This window comes from Arthrobacter sp. 05N428_2, assembly GCF_056397065.1.
Map to the genome: position 1 here is coordinate 1 of NZ_JBFTMR010000029.1, position 15,892 is coordinate 15,892.

Consider the following 15,892-nt stretch of genomic DNA (forward strand, 5'->3'; position numbering starts at 1 on the left):
GCTCGGGCCGGGCAGCACGCCGGGCAGCGAGAGGTTCAGCAACGGGAGCTGGTCCAGGAGCAGCAGCCCCGCCAGGCCGGCGGCCCACGCCGCGAGCCGCCGGCCGGTCGGGCGGAGGCGGCCGCCGCGGGGCGTGGCGCCCGGCGCTCCCCCGGCGTCGTTGTACCCGGGGGTGGTTTTCCCGGGCCGGCGGCCGGTGCCGCCCCGCGCGGCGGACTGGCCTGCGCTGGCCGTGTCGTCGGTGCTGGAGGTATCGGTGTCGGTGGTCATGAGGTTCTCCCGAGCAGGCCGGTGGGACGGAACAGCAGCACGAGCGCCAGCGCCAGCACCACGACGAAGTCGCCGGTGCCGCCGAGGTAGAAGTTGGCGAACTGCTGCAGGACGGCGACGGCGACGGCGGCGATGGCGGCGCCGGTCAGCGAGCCGAGCCCGCCGATCACCGTAACGATGAAGGCGAAGATCAGCAGGGAACCGCCCAGCATCGGCGATACGTAGCCGAAGTAGTGCGAGGCGAGAACTCCGCCGAGGCCGGCCGCGGCCCCGCCGATGGTGAAGACGAGGGTGAAGGCCTTGCGGACGTCGATCCCCAGGGCCGTGACCATGGAACGGTTCTCCACGCCGGCGCGGATGATCATGCCGTAGCGGGTCTTCTTCAGGAAGAACACCATGGCGAGCAGCACCACGACGGCCGCGACGATGCAGACGAACCGGTCGTTGGGGATCCGGGCGCCAAGGATTTCGGTGGTGTCCTTGAACCAGGCCGGGCTTTTGATGAAAACCGGGTCGGTGCCCCAGATGCCGTCGAAGAGCGCCACCGCGGCGAGCGAGAGTCCCACGGTGACGAGCACCTGCTCGATGTGCCGCTGGTAGAGCCGGCGGATCAGGACGAACTCGGTGAAGGCGGCGAAGGCGGCGCCCGCTGCGGCCCCGATTACGAGGGACAGCAGGAACGTTCCCCAGTTATCGGAGCCGGCGCGGCGGGCGATTTCCCAGCCGGTAAAGGCGCCCAAGGTCAGGAACGCGCCGTGCGCGAAGTTCAGTACTCCCATCAGCCCGTAGATCAGGGACAGTCCGGCGGCCACCAGGAAATACAGGGCACCGAGGCCGAAGCCGGTGAACAGCAGCAGGACAACGGTGCTCACAGGGCGGCGCCTTTCTCGACGGGTGTCCCGGCAGTGCTGGCGGCCGGGGCGGCGTCGGCAGACACGCCCAGATGCCGCTGGATCAGGTCGGCGTCGTCGAGGAAATCGAGGGCGCGCCCGGTGTGGACCACCCGGCCTCCGGAGAGCACGACGGCGCCCTCGGCGAGCTGGCGGACGACGTGCAGGTTCTGTTCGACAAGCAGGATCGGCACGGTCCGGGCCGCCTCGGCCAGGGTCTCCGCCACCTCGCCGACGATCTTGGGCGCGAGCCCCTTGGTGGGCTCGTCCACCAGCAGGATTTTGTTGGTGTTCAGCAGGGCGCGGGCCAGCGAGACCATCTGTTGCTGGCCGCCGGAGAGCGTGCCGGCCATCTGCGCGGACCGGGCCAACAGGTCCGGGAAGAGTTCCTCGACCAGTTGCCGGCGTGGGGCGGCGTCGCGTTCTGCCAGCTTGAGGTTCTCCGCGACGGTGAGTTTGGCAAAGACCTCACGGTCTTCGGGGACGTAGCCGACCCCGCTGCGGATGATCTTGAAGGTCGCCTCCTTTTCGATCCGCTCGCCATCGAGTTCCACGGCACCGCTGCGGTCGATCAGGCCGATGATCGCCTTGAGGGTGCTGGTCTTGCCGACGCCGTTACGGCCCAGCAGCGCGGTGATCCCGGTGGCGGGGACGGTGAAGGAGACGTTCTCCACCACCTGCTGGCCGGCGATCGAGGCAGACAGGCCCTCGAGCCTCAGGATGGGCGGGGCTTCGGTGCCCCGGTGGTCAGCTGCGGTGCTCATACAGGTTCTCCGAGGTAGGCGCTTTGCACGGTGGGGTCGGCCATGACGGCGTCGGGGCTGTCCAGGGCCAGCAGGCTGCCGTGGTGCATCACGGCCACCCGGTCCACCAGGCCCAGGACGACGTCCATGTGGTGCTCCACCATCATCACCGTGCAGCCGCGGTCCCGGTGCATGCTCCGGATGATCGCGCTGAGGGACGGGACGTCCCCCGACGCCACCCCGGCCATCGGTTCGTCGAGCAGTACGACGGCGGGATCTGTCGCCAGCAGCACGGCGATCTCCACCTTGCGCTTTTCGCCGTGCGAGAGGTCGCCCGCCGCCGTCGTGAGCTTGCCGGTGAGCCCGACCTCGGCGATGGTGCCGCGGGCGATCCGGGTGGCCTCGTCCGAGGCGGAGGGGAAACGCAGGATGCTGAAGTTGCTGCCGAGTTTCACCTGGGCGGCGAGCCGGACATTTTCCAGCACGCTGAGCCGGGGAAACAGGTTGGAGGTTTGGAAGGTCCGGCCCAGCCCTGCCCGGGCCCGGCGGTGGATGGGCGCGGCCGTGATGTCCCTGCCGTTCAGCGTGATGCTGCCCGCGCTGGGCCGCATCACGCCGGAAATCAGGTTGAACAAGGTGGTCTTGCCGGCCCCGTTGGGGCCGATCACGCCGATCATTTCGCCGGCGCCGACCGCGAAGCCCACATCCTGGAGGATGCGGGCACCGCCGATCTGCAGACCAAGACCGTCCACCGCAAGGGCAGGCAGGACTGGGTTATTCATTCGGATCCTTCGTTTCTCGCTGGCTGGTCTGGGCTGAAGCGTGCCTGGCGCTGGGGCGCCGGCGGCTACTTCTTTTCCGGCGGGGCGACGGTGTCGCCCGCAACCACCTTGACGAGTTCGGGAGCCCAGGTGCCGCCCTTCTGGGTGAGCTTGACCTGGTACATGTCCTGGATCAGGGCGTGGTCGGAGGCGCGGACGGTTTCCTTGCCCTTGGGTCCGTCGAAGCTGAAGCCTTCGAGCGCCTTGACCATGGCGTCGGCGTCGTTTCCGCCGCCCTTGATGGCCTGGACGATCATCTGGCCGGCGACGAAGCCGTCGGGGGTGAACAGGTCTGCCTTCTTGCCGGCCTTCTCGACGTCGGCGATCATCTTCTTCTCGACGTCGGTGCCCGAGGCGCCCGGGAAGTAGTGGTTGAGGAAGCTGATCTTGCTGGTTGCCTCGCCGTAGGCGCCGAAGGTGGAAGCGTCACCCAGTCCGGTGACGATCGGGGCCGCTGCGAAGGCCCCCTGCTGGCTCAGCGCCTGCCACATGGTCCCGGACGTTGCCCCGGCCCAGGCCACGAAAACCATGTCCGGCTTGGCCTCAATGAGCTGGCGGGCGAAGGGCGTGAGCTCCTGGCCTTCCGGGACGAGAACGGACTCCACGGTGGCGCCCTTCGCGCCGAGGACGGCCTTGACCGCGGCGACGTTGCCTTGGCCGAAGGCGTTGTCCTGCGCGAAGACCACCACCTTCTTGCCCTTGGTGTCGATGAAGCTGCCGGCGGTGGCGACATCCTGGAGGCTCTGCCGGCCGGAGCGGAAGGTGTACTTGTTGATGCCCTGGATCGCGTCGGTCGCGGCGGGGCCGGAAATGTAGAGGACCTTGTTCTGCTGGGCCTGCTCCGCCAGTTTCAGGGCGATGCCGGAAACGACCGTGCCGCCGATCACCTTGTAGCCTTTGCCGATCAGGTCCTTGGCCGCGGTGACGGCCTTGTCCGGGTCGCCGCCGTCGTCGGCGTAGGTCAGGTTGATTTTGGCCCCGTTCACTTCGCCGGTGCCGCCGGTGGCGTAGTCGATGCCGGCCTGGAGGCCCTCGTAGTAGGTGGCGCCGTAGGCTGCCAGCGGTCCGGTCTTGGAGTAGATGATGCCGACGTTGACCGGTACGGCTGCCTTCGAGGCGCCCCCGGAGGCAGGCGCAGCGGAGCCGGCCGTGGGCGCGCACGCGCTGAGGGCGAGCCCGGTGGCCATCACGGCGGCCATCAGGAACTTCTTTGTATCCTTCACGGGATGCCTTTCGTTGAGAATCTGCGGAGTCTGGGCACGAGATCTGAGTAGAACCTGAAAGGTGATTCAGATTACCGCAAATCTATGATGCAGCTCACAGCGTGTCAACGGAATTCAAGGGGAGCTTTGCAACGAAATGGCAACGTTTACCGTTGCGGTACCGCTCAACCCTCCCTCAGATCAAGAGGGACACGACCCGACCGTCCCTCAGATCAAGAGCGGGAGCGGGAGCGGGAGCGGGAGCGTCAGGCGGGGACGGCCGCGGTCTCGGGGACCCGGCGACAGACGGTGGTCATGAACGGGCTGAACTCGAGAGCACTGCCGAGCCGCAGCCCGGCCGCGTGGGTCAGCCTGCCGCCCTCGACCCGGAGGGTGTGGCGGGCCGCGCCGCGGTCGCTGCGCCGCTCGATGGTCAGGGTGCCGTCGTGCCAGCTCGCCCGGGCCGGCGCTTCCGGGGGCAGGCCCATGCTGTTGACGTGGTACCAGAGCGTGTCGGGATGGGCCCGGTCCATGGTGAAGACGCCGACGCCCTCGGTCTTGGAGCCGTCGGCGTCGAGGTGGCGGTAGCTCATGGTCACGGCAAGGCCGGCCGCGGCACGGGCGAAGACGACTTCAGCCGCGGCGGTCCGGGCCGGACCCCAGGCGGTGGCTTCCCACTGCGTGGTGCCGCTCCAGTGTCCGAGGAACCCTTCGAGTGCTTCGTGCGCGCTGCCGGGCAGCGGTCGGTCCATGCTTCCTCCGAGGGGCCCTCCCGTGTGGCCCCGCCACCATCATCACGCCCGGACCGCGCGGCTGTAAAGCTTCGGCCCCGCCGGATGCTCTTGCCCAAGGGCCGCCGGCAGCTCCGGGTCAGAGGCCGAAGGTCTCGGTTTCCTCGAAAGGACCCACCACAGTGACGGTGCGCGGGGCGGCCGCAAGTTCGCGCGCCAGCTCCTGGACATCGGCGGTGGTAACAGCCTTGATCTGCCGCAGCGTCTCGTCGATGTCCTGGTACTCGCCGGAGACCAGCTCTGCCCTGCCCAGCCGGGACATCCGCGAACCGGTGTCTTCCAGAGCCAGGACGATCCCGCCGCTGAGCTGCCCTACGGCTTTGCGCAGTTCCTCCTCGGAGATGCCGCCCTCGGCCAGCTTGTCCAGCTCGGCGCCGAGCAGGTCGAGGACCTGGCGGACCTTGGACGGCGTGCAGCCCGCGTACATGCCGAAGTAGCCGGCGTCCGCGTAGGAGGAGGCGAAGGAGTAGGTCGAGTAGACGAGGCCGCGCTTCTCGCGGACCTCCTGGAACAGCCGGGATGACATGCCGCCGCCGAGGACGGCGTTCAGCACGCTCATCACGAAGCGGCGGTCGTCGGTGGCGACAATCGTGGGGCAGCCCATGATGATGTTGGCCTGCTCCACCGGGCGCTTGACCACGTGCAGGCCGGCCGTGCCGGTGATGGCCGCACGTTCGGTCGAACGGCGCTGGACCGGGGCGGCGTCGTGCTCCAGGTCCCAGCCGGCGGCGTCCAGGGCGCCCACCACGAGCCCGCAGACGACGTCGTGGTCCAGTCCCCCGGCGGCGGTGATGACAAGCTCGTCCGGGCGGTAGTAGCGGCGGTAGTGGTCCCAGACCGAATCGCGGGCCACCGCGCGGATCGCGTCCGGGGTGCCGCCGATCGGGCGTCCCAGCGGATGGGTGCCGAGGACGGCCGCGACGAAGTGTTCGTGGGCGACGTCGGTCGGGTCATCGCTGTCCATGGCGATTTCCTCCAGGATGACGTCGCGTTCCTGCTCCATTTCCTGCGGGTCCAGCACGGCGCCGGTGATCATGTCAGCGATCACGTCGATCGCCATCGGCAGGTCCGTGTCCAGCACCCGGGCGAAGTAGCAGGTGCTTTCCTTGGCCGTGGCGGCGTTCGATTCGCCGCCGACCTCGTCGAAGGCGGAGGCGATTTCCAGTGCCGTGCGCCGTTTGGTGCCCTTGAACAGCAGGTGCTCCAGGAAATGGGTGGAACCGTGCTGGCCGGGGGCCTCGTCGCGCGAGCCGACCCCGACCCAGAAGCCGATGGTCGCTGAACGCTGCCCGGGCATGGCCTCGGTCAGCACCCGGACACCGCCGGGCAGCACCGAGCGCCGCACCTCCGAGCCGCCGTCGGCTCCGTGGATGAGGGTGTCAGCGTGCTGGTTCTGCTCAAGCGGCAGGGGGACGACAGTCATTAAGGCCTTTCCATAAACAGTCACAAAAATGTGCCAAATCTGCCTGCAATCCTACCTGCCCTTTAACGGCAGCGGGGCCGGTGGACGAATCCACCGGCCCCGCTGCTTGAGTCAGGAAAGACTACTCTGCGGACTCCATCGAGACCTCGGCGTTGTCCGCTTCAGCGGACCCTGCCTCGTCGGCCACAACGGGCGAGAGGGAGAGCTTTCCGCGGTCGTCGATCTTGGTGATTTCCACCTGGATCTTCTGGCCGACGGAGACGACGTCCTCAACGTTGTCCACGCGCTTGCCGCCGGCGATCTTGCGCAGCTCGGAGATGTGCAACAGACCGTCCTTGCCCGGAGTCAGGGACACGAAGGCACCGAAGGTGGTGGTCTTGACGACCGTACCCAGGTAGCGTTCGCCGATTTCCGGGATCTGCGGGTTGGCGATGGCGTTAATCGCGGACCGTGCTGCGTCGGCAGACGGGCCGTTCGTGGCGCCAATGTAGACGGTGCCGTCGTCCTCGATCGAGATGTCGGCTCCGGTGTCTTCCTGGATCTGGTTGATCATCTTGCCCTTCGGGCCGATGACCTCGCCGATCTTGTCTACCGGGATCTTGACCGCGATGACGCGCGGCGCGAACTCGGAGAGCTCGTCCGGGGTGTCGATCGCGGAGTTCAGCACGTCCAGGATGTGCAGGCGTGCTTCGCGGGCCTGCTTCAGGGCGGCGGCCAGGACCGACGCCGGGATGCCGTCGAGCTTGGTGTCCAGCTGGATGGCCGTGACGAACTCGGAGGTACCGGCAACCTTGAAGTCCATGTCGCCGAAGGCATCTTCGGCGCCCAGGATGTCGGTCAGCGCGGCGTAGCGGGTCTGGCCGTCAACCTGGTCGGAGACCAGGCCCATGGCGATACCGGCAACGGGAGCCTTCAGCGGCACGCCTGCGTTGAGCAGGGACAGCGTGGAGGCACAGACCGAACCCATCGACGTCGAACCGTTGGAGCTGAGGGCTTCAGACACCTGGCGGATCGCGTAGGGGAACTCTTCGCGGGACGGCAGCACCGGCATGATGGCGCGCTCGGCGAGGGCACCGTGGCCGATTTCGCGCCGCTTCGGCGAACCGACACGGCCGGTCTCACCGGTGGAGTACGGCGGGAAGTTGTAGTTGTGCATGTAGCGCTTGCGCGTCACGGGAGACAGCGAGTCGATCTGCTGTTCCATCTTGAGCATGTTCAGCGTGGTGACACCCAGGATCTGGGTCTCGCCGCGTTCGAAGATGGCCGAGCCGTGGACGCGGGGCAGGACCTCAACCTCGGCGGTGAGCTGGCGGATGTCCGTCAGGCCACGGCCGTCGATGCGGACCTGGTCCTTGAGGATACGCTGGCGCACGACCTGCTTGGTGACCGAGCGGAACGCTGCCGACAGTTCCTTTTCGCGGCCCTCGAACTGGCCGGCGAGCGAGGAGGTGACCTCGTCCTTGAGCGCGTCGGAGGCGGTGTCGCGCTCCTGCTTGTCCGCGATCTGGAAGACGGCGGTCAGCTTCTGCGCGGCGGCGGACTCGACGGCGGCGAAGACGTCGTCCTCGTAGTCCAGGAACACCGGGAACTCGACGGTCGGCTTGGCGGCGCGGGCAGCCAGGTCGGCCTGGGCTTCGCAGAGGGCCTTGATGAACGGCTTGGCGGCCTCGAGGCCCTCGGAGACAACCTCTTCGGTCGGGGCGGTGGCGCCCTGTTCCTTGATGAGGTTCCAGGAGTTGTCGGTCGCTTCGGCTTCAACCATCATGATGGCGATGTCATCGCCTTCGGCGCCGCCGGCAACGCGGCCGGCGACGACCATGTTGAAGACGGCGTTCTCAAGCTGCGAGTGCTTCGGGAACGCAACCCACTGCGAGCCGTGCTCGTCGGCGACGAGGGCAACGCGGACGCCGCCGATCGGGCCGGAGAAGGGCAGGCCGGAAAGCTGGGTGGACATCGAGGACGCGTTGATCGCGACGACGTCGTAGAGCTCGTCCGGGTTGATGGAGAGCACGGTGACCACGATCTGGACCTCGTTGCGCAGGCCCTTGACGAACGCGGGGCGCAGCGGGCGGTCCATCAGGCGGCAGGCCAGGATCGCCTCGGTCGAGGGGCGGCCTTCGCGGCGGAAGAACGAGCCCGGGATGCGGCCGGCGGCGTACATGCGCTCTTCGACGTCGACGGTCAGCGGGAAGAAGTCGAAGCCTTCGCGGGGGTGCTTGCCGGCCGTGGTGGCGGAAAGCAGCGCGGTCTCTTCGTCGATGTAGACCATGGCTGCGCCGGCTGCCTGCTTGGCAAGACGGCCGGTTTCAAAGCGGATAACCCGCTTGCCGAAGCGGCCATTGTCAATGACGGCTTCTGAGAACTGGATTTCGGGACCCTCCAAGAGAGTCACCTCCGTTTCTTGTTGACGGAGCCCAGCCGCATCAACCCAGGTCAGCATCTGTCGACTGGCCTGCACTACACCCGGTCATCGATCGAGACCCACGGGCCAAGGCTTCAATCCTTGAAGCCGTTCCCGGAGATCACTACCGAGGACCGCGAATGCGCGATGCGGTTGATCCTCCTGTTGAGTTTTTTTGAAGAATTTGCAGAAGGCGGCCCTTCCCGAGGGAAAGGGCCGCCCCCTAAAGCTGACTAGCGGCGCAGGCCGAGGCGCTCGATGAGCGCACGGTAGCGGTTGATGTCAGTGTTCTTGAGGTAGGTGAGCATGCGCTTGCGGCGACCAACCATGGCCAGCAGACCGCGCTGGGTGTGGTAATCGTGCTTGTGCTCCTTCATGTGCTCCGTCAGATCCTTGATCCGCTGGGTCAGGACCGCAACCTGGACCTCCGGCGAACCGGTGTCGCCCTCGGACGTTGCGAAATCCTTCATGATGGACTGCTTTACAGCGGCTTCAAGTGCCACGATAACTCCTAGAGATGTGCCGTGAGGCCCGAGTCAGTAATTCACTGCCGGGGGTGCCGTGCCAGAATCCCCGCCAAACGGAGGGTCTTCGTTACACAACAAGAGCCAGCCGCCACGGACTGCAGCCAGATCCAACCTTTAGTTTACTGGCACGCCGTCGAAGTGTCTAAACCGCGGGCGGCAGCCGCCGTTAGGCAGTGCCGGCCACAGGGCCGGGCAGCAGCCCGCGGATCGCCGCGACACCCCGGTACAGCTCGGTGAACGAGGTGCTCAACGGTGAAAGCCCCACTCGGATGCCCTGCGGCGCACGGAAGTCCGGGATCACGTCCTGTTCCCACAGCGCCGCCGTCATTTCGCGGAACGCCGGGTGGTCAACAGTGATGTGGCTGCCGCGCAACTCCGGGTCCCGCGGGGTCCCGAGCCGCACCCCGGACGGTTCCAGCCATGCGTCATGAAGTTCGACGGCGAACGCTGTCAGCAGCCTGGACTTCTCCCGGACGGCGGCCATGCCGATTTCCTCGAGCAGGTCCAACGTGCCGCGCATGGCGAGCATGCCGAAGACGGCCGGGGTGCCGCTGAGGAAACCCCGGATGCCCGCGGCGGCCTCGTAGCCGGGGCCCATTTCAAAGGCGTCCTTGCGCCCCATCCAGCCCCAGATCGGCTGCTGCAAACCGGGCAGGTGCCGGGCATTGACGTATGCGAACGCTGGCGAGCCCGGTCCCCCGTTCAGGTACTTGTAGGTGCAGCCGGCGGCGAAGTCGACGCCGGCTGCGTCCAAGCCGATCTCCACCGAACCGGCGGAGTGGCAGAGGTCCCACACCACCAGGGCACCTGCATCGTGCACGGCGGCGGTGATGCCCGGCAGATCGGCGAGGAATCCGGAGCGGTAGGCGATCTGGCTCAAAACGACGACGGCGGTGGCAGGGCCGGTGGCGGCGCGCACCTGGTCCACGGTCACGCCGGCAGCCGGGTCGGCGTCGATCCAACGCAGCGTGAGGCCTTCTTCGCGGGCGATGCCCTCGACCAGGTAGCGGTCGGTGGGGAAATTGTCGGTGTCCAGCACGATCTCGGTGCGGCCCGGATCCGTGACGGCGGCCAGCGCGGCGCGGATCAGTTTGTAGAGCGCCACAGTGGTGGAGTCCGCGATGATGGTCTGCCCCGGGGCTGCGCCGAGCACGGCCCGGCCCAGCTGGTCGCCGATTACCTGCGGAAGTTCCAGCCATTCCTCGTCCCAGCCGCGGATCAGGCGGCCGCCCCAGCTGTCCTGGATGAACGCGGCGACGTCGGTGGCGGTCCGCTTCAGCGGGCGTCCGAGCGAGTTGCCGTCCAGGTAGGACAGCTCTGTTTCTGTTCCGATGAAATGGTCGCGGTAGGCGGCGAGCGGGTCCGCGGCGTCGAGATCGACGGCGCGCTCCCACAGAGTGTCGCTGGTCGCCGGTGCCGCTGGCACTGCCGTCGTCTGCCCAGCCGCTTGCTCGATGCTCACTGCCCGATCTCCGTGCGGACCGCGAACAGCTCGGGGAAGAAGGTCAGCTCGAGGGCTTTCTGTAGGAAGGCTGCGCCGCTGGATCCGCCGGTCCCGCCCTTCATGCCGATGGTGCGCTGCACAGTGCGCAGGTGCCGGAAGCGCCAGAGCTGGAAGTTGTCCTCCAGGTCCACGAGCTCCTCGCAGGCCTCGTACGCGCCCCAGTTGCTCGCCGCGTTCTCGTAGATCTCCTTGAACACCGGGACCAGGTCCGGGCAGAACACATGCGCCTGGCGGACGTCACGGTTGAGCAGCTCCTCCGGAACCGCGAAGCCCTGGCGCTTGAGGTAGGCGAGGAAATCGTCGTAGATGCTTGGCGCTTCGAGCAGTTCCAGCAGCATCGAGTGGGCTTCGGGGTCCGATTCGAACACGGGCAGCATCTTGCGGTTCTTGTTGCCGAGCAGGAATTCCACGGCCCGGTATTGGCTGGACTGGAATCCGGACGAGTTGCCGAGGAACCCGCGGAACTGGGAGTACTCGGTGGGGGTCAGCGTGGCGAGGACCGACCATTGCTCGGTGAGGGTCTTCTGGATGTGCTTGACCCGGGCGATGGCCTTGAGCGCGGAGCCAAGATCGTCGGTGCGGAGCCAGGCGGCCGCGCTGCGGAGCTCATGCAGCATCAGCTTGAGCCACAGTTCCGTGGTCTGGTGCTGGACGATGAACAGCAGTTCGTCGTGGTGTTCCGGCGTGCTGACGGGCTGCTGGGCGCTGAGCAGCGTCGGCAACTGCAGATACGAGGCGTAGCTCATCCGCGAGCTGAAATCGCGGACAATGTCCTGGTCCAGCTCGCGCGTGTTCTTCTCGATCGTCACGTCTCTTGCCTTCCTGGGGCTAGCGGGCGAACAGTAGGCCGTGGGCCTGGACGACGTCCAGGCGCATCTGCTCGACGAGGGCCTCCGGGCCACGGTACGCGACCATGCCGCGCAACCGGGCCACGAACTCGACCACCACGCTCTGGCCGTAAAGGTCGAAGTCTTCGACGGCCTCGTCCGGGCGGTCGATCACGTGGGCCTCGACCTGCCGGCTGACGCCGTCGAAGGTCGGGTTGGAGCCGACGGAAATGGCCGCGGGCCAGCGGGTGCCAGCCTGGTCCACGAGCCAGCCGGCGTAAATGCCGTCCGCCGGGACGTAGCCGCTGGCGGCGGCGGAAAGGTTGGCAGTAGGGAAACCAAGGTCGCGGCCGCGGGCGGCGCCGTGGACCACCTCGCCGCGCATCCGGTGCGGCCGTCCCAGGACGGCGGCTGCGGTGGCGACGTCGCCCTGACGCAGCGCTTCCCGCACCCAGGACGAAGAACACCGGCGGTCGCTCGAGCCGCCGTCGTGGTCGGTGCCCTCGCTGCGGTGCACCGGGTAGCCTTCGGAACCAAACTCACTGATGACCTGAACCTCGAAGCCGAGCTTCGCCCCCAGCTCCTTCATCGTGTCCAAATCCCCCGAGTTGCCGCGCCCGAAGCGGGTGTCGTGGCCGATCACCACGTGGCTGGCCTTGAGCGCGTCGACGAGCACGGAGGAAACAAACTCCTCCGGCGTGAGGCTGGCCAGTTCGAGCGAGTACTTCATCACCAGGATGGCGTCCAGGCCCAGTTCGCCGAGGGCAGCGAGCTTGTCCTCCAGACCCATGATCAGCTCGGGGGCGGATTCGGGGCGGTGAACTTGCGCCGGGTGCGGATCGAAGGTGATCGCGACGGCGCGCGCCTGGTTCAGGCGCGCGGTGCGGATGAGCTGCGAGAGCACCTGTTGGTGGCCGCGGTGCACGCCGTCGAAGTTGCCGATTGTGACCACGGACGGGCCGAAGCCAGCCGGGACCTCGGACAAATCGTTCCAGATGTGGACCATCTACCTCGCCTTTTTGCTGCCTGCAATGAACTCCTCCGGAGTGGTCGGGCCGGCTCCGGAACTCTCTAAGATTACCCGCAATCATCCCGGTTCACGGACGCCGGCCGACCCCTCGGCGGACCCTTCCGGCTCGTCAGCCCCGGGTCTACGATGCAAGGGCACGAGTCCTGCGACGGCGACGCGGCCGCCGCCGCCAAGAATGCCCGCGGGCTGCCCGCGGCTGAAGGAGAAGAACATGACTGAACTCCAGGACATCCTCGGGCAGATCCCGGTCGACCAGATCGCCGACATGCTCGGGACGGACCGGCAGACGGCCCAGACGGCGGTGGAGGCTGCCGTGCCCACGCTTCTCGCGGGGCTGCACAACAACGCCCAGGCGCCCGACGGCGCGGCTTCCTTGGAGTCCGCGCTCGGCCAGCACCGGAACGGGTTGCTCGACGGCGGCGTGGACGCGGCCCAGGTGGACACGGCCGACGGCGAGAAGATCGTGAACCACGTATTCGGCGGCCAGCAGGACCAGGTGGCCCAGCAACTGGCGGGCACGACGCAACTCGGCGGGGTGGGCGGCGACCTGGTCCGCAAGCTACTTCCGATGCTGGCACCGATCGTCATGTCCTACCTTGCCAACAAGGTTTTGGGCGGACGCGGCCAATCGGGCGGCGGTATCGGCGGCGGTATCGGCGGAGGGCAGTCCGGCACACAGTCCGGGGGCGGCGGAATTGATCTGGGCGCCATCCTCGGCGGGATTCTCGGCGGCGGTGCGGGCGGCGCCGGCGGCTTGGGTGGTCTGGGCGGCATCCTTGGCGGGCTTCTCGGCGGGGGCGCGGGCGGCGGGCAGCAGCGCACGGCAAGCGGCACCGCCGCCCCGGACCCTGGCAGTCCCGCCGGTAATTTCCCCGGCAATGCCGAGGAGCCAGGGCTGCAGCCCCAGGCAGCAGGGCCAGAGCAGCCGGACGACGGCGGCCCCCGCCCCGGCGAGTTGATCGACGTCGACCTCCCCGGCCAGCAGCAGGCGGACGCGCCGCAGGACGAACAGGAGGACACGCGGAAGAACGAGGGCGGCCTCGGCGGTTTGTTAGGCGGTCTTTTCGGGAAGAAATAGAGGGGTCCGAACGGCTGGAACACCGGGAGGTGGGCCCGCGGCACTGCTAGAGTCGGCGGTAATTCGACTCATTGTTGGGGGACACTTTGAAGAACAGGCTCTTGGCCGCCGTCGTGCTGGCCCTTGTATCGGTTGGTGCGCTGAGCGCCTGCGGGGTCCAGTCCGCCGCCAGCGTGCAACCGGAGCGATCCGGGCAGTCCACAACGTCCCGGCTCGACGGCCACGTCGGCGGGTACGAAGGCTGGTGGAACGCCACGCCGGCCTCCGGGGCCACCGCGGCGCTTCCGCAGGAAACTGTTGCCGTCAACACCGAGACGAACCAGGTGGTGGACGCCTTCAACCGCAGGATCAACGATGCGGGCCGGCCCACCAAGCTCTCGGACGTGAGATACACCGTCACGCCGGACACTGCGTGGCCGGAACACTCCGTCGTCATTATCGACACAGCCACGGACCGAGTAATTGCGGACTTCCGGGTAGACGCTAAGGGCGAGCCGATCCGCTAAGGCCGGCGTGGACCGCCGGTGCGCGCTGTGCCGGACTACCGGCCGGGCTGGGGCCCCGCATCCGAGAGCCGCTGGAGCCACGATTCGAGTTCGCGGGGATGGCGGAAGAGCAGGACCTCGGCGTTGCCTGGGGCGTTTCGCAGTGAGCGCATGACCTGCCGCTTACGGCTGAAGGAGCGAAAATGCCAGCCAATGATCGAGTCGCGCGCGAAGAGTCGTTTGAAGGATTCCTGGTTGCCGTTGCAGACTTCTTCCCGGGCGATGACCCGGCGGACCGAGCGGCGGATCAGCCTGCGCAGCGAAAGCCACCGCGGATAGTCCAGTCCCACGATCAATTCCGCTCGGGGGACGATGAGGTCACGCCACACTCCATAGGCACTGTCGAGGACCCACTGATCCTGGGCCGCGATACGCGCTGCCAGTTCCCGCTGCTCGTCGGTGCTCGGTTGCCGCCACCCCGGAAGCCAGCCGACGTCGTCGTCGGCGGAGAATTCGGGCAGCCCCGTGCGGTCCGCATAGGCGCGGGCCGCGGAGGATTTGCCGCTTCCGGTGACGCCATAGAAGAGGACCCGTGAGGGGGCAGTGGTCGGGTTCCGGGGGTGCACGCACATCAGCATGCCACACTGGTCCGATGCCGGACTTCACCATCTCTGCCGCAGCAAGCGGGTCTGACGCCGGCCTTTCCGGCAACGTTGTCTCGGCCGTAGAGGCCTTGGAGCTGTATCAATCCGTCGGCTGGACCACCTACACCAGGGACCCGGATCTGCTCGTGCGGGCGATCCGGAACTCCTCGTTCGTAGTCACCGCCCGGAAAACCGATGGTCAACTCATCGGCCTGGCCCGGGCAGTTTCCGATGACGCAACGATCTGCTACCTGCAGGACATCCTCGTCGAGCCACGCTTCCAGGGATCCGGCGTGGGGCGGCAGCTACTGGAAGCCGTCCAGTCCCGCTACCGGCACGTCCGGCAGACCGTCCTCCTCACCGACAATGAACCAGGACAGCGGGCCTTCTACGAGGCCCTGGGCTTCACCGAAGCTGCTGATTTCAGCCCGGGACCATTGCGGGCGTTCGCGCTCTTCCGCTGATCTGTTGCCCGGGTTCGGCCGCTGGCGGTTCGGCCTCTGTAGCCTTCCAGGTGACGACTTCCATAGATCTCCTTCCGCACGGCAGATATGGTCTGAACATGCTCAGGCCGGCGAGTGCGGGGATTATGGGTGGTCTGTCCGCCGCGCTGCTTTGCGGATGCGGGCTTTTGCCGGGAGCCGTCCGCACGGACGTCTGCGTTGACTGGGTCGCCTTCGAGACGATGCACAGCGCTTTGACCACGCCGGTGCCGTGCTCGTCGGCAAGCCGCTGAAACGGGACGGCGAATCGCGGAGCTACGGTTACCAGGCCAACGTTCATGTGGTGGAAGTCGAGCAGGTTTTCAAGGGCGGTCTTGGACGGGGGCCCGTCCGCGTCGCGTCGATGCCGGTGACCTGCGGACAGACCTACCCCCACGGAGACCCCCTGGATGACGGCGACCGGAAACTCATCTTCCTCACCGAGCAGAACGGTGAATGGTTCACGATGACGCCAGACCAAGGCACCGTCCAGTTCCCGGCGGGAACCCCGCTCCCCTTCAGTTCCGGCTGACCAAGGAGGCACCCCGGTAGCCCCATCGCGGACCCCGGACACTTGGCAGCGCTTCATGATCGGAAGTAGTGGTTTCGTTTGGGTTGTTGGCGTGGGTCGAGGTGGGGTGGCGGGATGAACCAGGGGATGCCGGCGCGGGGTTGGATGGTCCAGTGTTCCTTGTGGATCAGGTGGTGGTGGTGGGAGCAGAGCAGGACTCCGTTGTCGGCGGAGGTGGTGCCGCCGCGGGACCAGTAGGTGAT

General features: G+C 67.3%; 17 protein-coding genes and 1 pseudogene. 4 read left to right on the forward strand and 14 right to left on the reverse strand.

The window, feature by feature from the left end:
- The 12 genes and pseudogenes from AC1DGI_RS17910 to AC1DGI_RS17965 all read right to left on the reverse strand — a co-directional run.
- A pseudogene (locus AC1DGI_RS17910) lies at positions 1-270 on the reverse strand (hypothetical protein); the annotation flags it as partial.
- Positions 267-1,142, reverse strand: a complete 876-nt coding sequence (locus AC1DGI_RS17915) for a branched-chain amino acid ABC transporter permease (RefSeq protein ID WP_476899794.1) — start codon at positions 1,140-1,142, stop codon at positions 267-269. The pseudogene AC1DGI_RS17910 and the gene AC1DGI_RS17915, both read right to left, overlap by 4 nt.
- The gene (locus AC1DGI_RS17920) at positions 1,139-1,924 is read right to left on the reverse strand and encodes an ABC transporter ATP-binding protein (protein WP_441403445.1); all 786 of its coding nucleotides are present in this window, start codon (positions 1,922-1,924) and stop codon (positions 1,139-1,141) included. The genes AC1DGI_RS17915 and AC1DGI_RS17920 overlap by 4 nt, the downstream gene beginning before the upstream one ends.
- Positions 1,921-2,685 carry an ABC transporter ATP-binding protein gene (locus tag AC1DGI_RS17925; protein ID WP_476899795.1) on the reverse strand — a complete coding sequence of 255 codons (765 nt, stop codon included), beginning with the start codon at positions 2,683-2,685 and terminating at the stop codon, positions 1,921-1,923. Before AC1DGI_RS17925 ends, AC1DGI_RS17920 begins: the two co-directional genes overlap by 4 nt.
- Before the next feature lie 65 nt (positions 2,686-2,750).
- Positions 2,751-3,947, reverse strand: a complete 1,197-nt coding sequence (locus AC1DGI_RS17930) for a substrate-binding domain-containing protein (protein WP_476899796.1) — start codon at positions 3,945-3,947, stop codon at positions 2,751-2,753.
- Between the two features lie 245 nt (positions 3,948-4,192).
- Complete coding sequence (locus AC1DGI_RS17935; RefSeq protein WP_476899797.1) at positions 4,193-4,678, reverse strand: DUF1579 domain-containing protein; 486 nt, start codon at positions 4,676-4,678, stop codon at positions 4,193-4,195.
- 118 nt (positions 4,679-4,796) lie between these two features.
- Positions 4,797-6,140 carry a M16 family metallopeptidase gene (locus AC1DGI_RS17940; protein ID WP_476899798.1) on the reverse strand — a complete coding sequence of 448 codons (1,344 nt, stop codon included), beginning with the start codon at positions 6,138-6,140 and terminating at the stop codon, positions 4,797-4,799.
- Positions 6,141-6,261: 121 nt separating this feature from the next.
- Complete coding sequence (locus tag AC1DGI_RS17945; protein WP_476899805.1) at positions 6,262-8,523, reverse strand: polyribonucleotide nucleotidyltransferase; 2,262 nt, start codon at positions 8,521-8,523, stop codon at positions 6,262-6,264.
- Positions 8,524-8,774: 251 nt separating this feature from the next.
- The gene (gene rpsO / locus AC1DGI_RS17950; protein WP_138769772.1) at positions 8,775-9,044 is read right to left on the reverse strand and encodes a 30S ribosomal protein S15; all 270 of its coding nucleotides are present in this window, start codon (positions 9,042-9,044) and stop codon (positions 8,775-8,777) included.
- A gap of 190 nt (positions 9,045-9,234) precedes the next feature.
- Positions 9,235-10,524 (reverse strand): kynureninase, encoded by a 1,290-nt coding sequence (locus AC1DGI_RS17955; RefSeq protein ID WP_476899806.1) that lies wholly within the window; start codon positions 10,522-10,524, stop codon positions 9,235-9,237.
- Between the two features lie 2 nt (positions 10,525-10,526).
- On the reverse strand, positions 10,527-11,381 hold the full coding sequence (gene kynA, locus AC1DGI_RS17960; protein ID WP_441400648.1) for a tryptophan 2,3-dioxygenase: 855 nt from the start codon (positions 11,379-11,381) through the stop codon (positions 10,527-10,529).
- A gap of 19 nt (positions 11,382-11,400) precedes the next feature.
- The gene (locus AC1DGI_RS17965; protein WP_476899799.1) at positions 11,401-12,405 is read right to left on the reverse strand and encodes a bifunctional riboflavin kinase/FAD synthetase; all 1,005 of its coding nucleotides are present in this window, start codon (positions 12,403-12,405) and stop codon (positions 11,401-11,403) included.
- A 235-nt stretch (positions 12,406-12,640) separates the two neighbouring features.
- Here AC1DGI_RS17965 and AC1DGI_RS17970 point away from each other — a divergent pair, with 235 nt between their 5' ends.
- Positions 12,641-13,507: a DUF937 domain-containing protein gene (locus AC1DGI_RS17970; protein ID WP_476899800.1), complete on the forward strand. Its 867-nt coding sequence runs from the start codon at positions 12,641-12,643 to the stop codon at positions 13,505-13,507.
- Between the two features lie 86 nt (positions 13,508-13,593).
- On the forward strand, positions 13,594-14,013 hold the full coding sequence (locus AC1DGI_RS17975) for a hypothetical protein (protein WP_441403170.1): 420 nt from the start codon (positions 13,594-13,596) through the stop codon (positions 14,011-14,013).
- 35 nt (positions 14,014-14,048) lie between these two features.
- Here AC1DGI_RS17975 and AC1DGI_RS17980 read toward each other — a convergent pair whose 3' ends face one another.
- On the reverse strand, positions 14,049-14,618 hold the full coding sequence (locus AC1DGI_RS17980) for a P-loop NTPase family protein (RefSeq protein ID WP_476899801.1): 570 nt from the start codon (positions 14,616-14,618) through the stop codon (positions 14,049-14,051).
- A 26-nt stretch (positions 14,619-14,644) separates the two neighbouring features.
- Here AC1DGI_RS17980 and AC1DGI_RS17985 point away from each other — a divergent pair, with 26 nt between their 5' ends.
- Together AC1DGI_RS17985 and AC1DGI_RS17990 are read left to right on the forward strand one after the other, a co-directional pair.
- Entirely contained in the window at positions 14,645-15,100 is a 456-nt protein-coding gene (locus tag AC1DGI_RS17985) for a GNAT family N-acetyltransferase (RefSeq protein WP_476899802.1), read from the forward strand.
- Between the two features lie 250 nt (positions 15,101-15,350).
- Positions 15,351-15,650 carry a hypothetical protein gene (locus AC1DGI_RS17990; RefSeq protein WP_476899803.1) on the forward strand — a complete coding sequence of 100 codons (300 nt, stop codon included), beginning with the start codon at positions 15,351-15,353 and terminating at the stop codon, positions 15,648-15,650.
- A gap of 53 nt (positions 15,651-15,703) precedes the next feature.
- Here the strand turns inward: AC1DGI_RS17990 and AC1DGI_RS17995 are convergent.
- Positions 15,704-15,892: HNH endonuclease (locus tag AC1DGI_RS17995; protein ID WP_476899804.1), on the reverse strand; the 189-nt coding region annotated here is incomplete at its 5' end.

What these genes read in the sequence shown, in the direction of transcription:
- AC1DGI_RS17920 (WP_441403445.1), bottom strand. Translation starts at nt 1,924, where the DNA reads ATGAGCACCGCAGCTGACCACCGGGGCACCGAAGCCCCGCCCATCCTG.
- AC1DGI_RS17925 (WP_476899795.1), bottom strand. Translation starts at nt 2,685, where the DNA reads ATGAATAACCCAGTCCTGCCTGCCCTTGCGGTGGACGGTCTTGGTCTG.
- AC1DGI_RS17935 (WP_476899797.1), bottom strand. Translation starts at nt 4,678, where the DNA reads ATGGACCGACCGCTGCCCGGCAGCGCGCACGAAGCACTCGAAGGGTTC.
- AC1DGI_RS17940 (WP_476899798.1), bottom strand. Translation starts at nt 6,140, where the DNA reads ATGACTGTCGTCCCCCTGCCGCTTGAGCAGAACCAGCACGCTGACACC.
- AC1DGI_RS17965 (WP_476899799.1), bottom strand. Translation starts at nt 12,405, where the DNA reads ATGGTCCACATCTGGAACGATTTGTCCGAGGTCCCGGCTGGCTTCGGC.
- AC1DGI_RS17970 (WP_476899800.1), top strand. Translation starts at nt 12,641, where the DNA reads ATGACTGAACTCCAGGACATCCTCGGGCAGATCCCGGTCGACCAGATC.
- AC1DGI_RS17985 (WP_476899802.1), top strand. Translation starts at nt 14,645, where the DNA reads ATGCCGGACTTCACCATCTCTGCCGCAGCAAGCGGGTCTGACGCCGGC.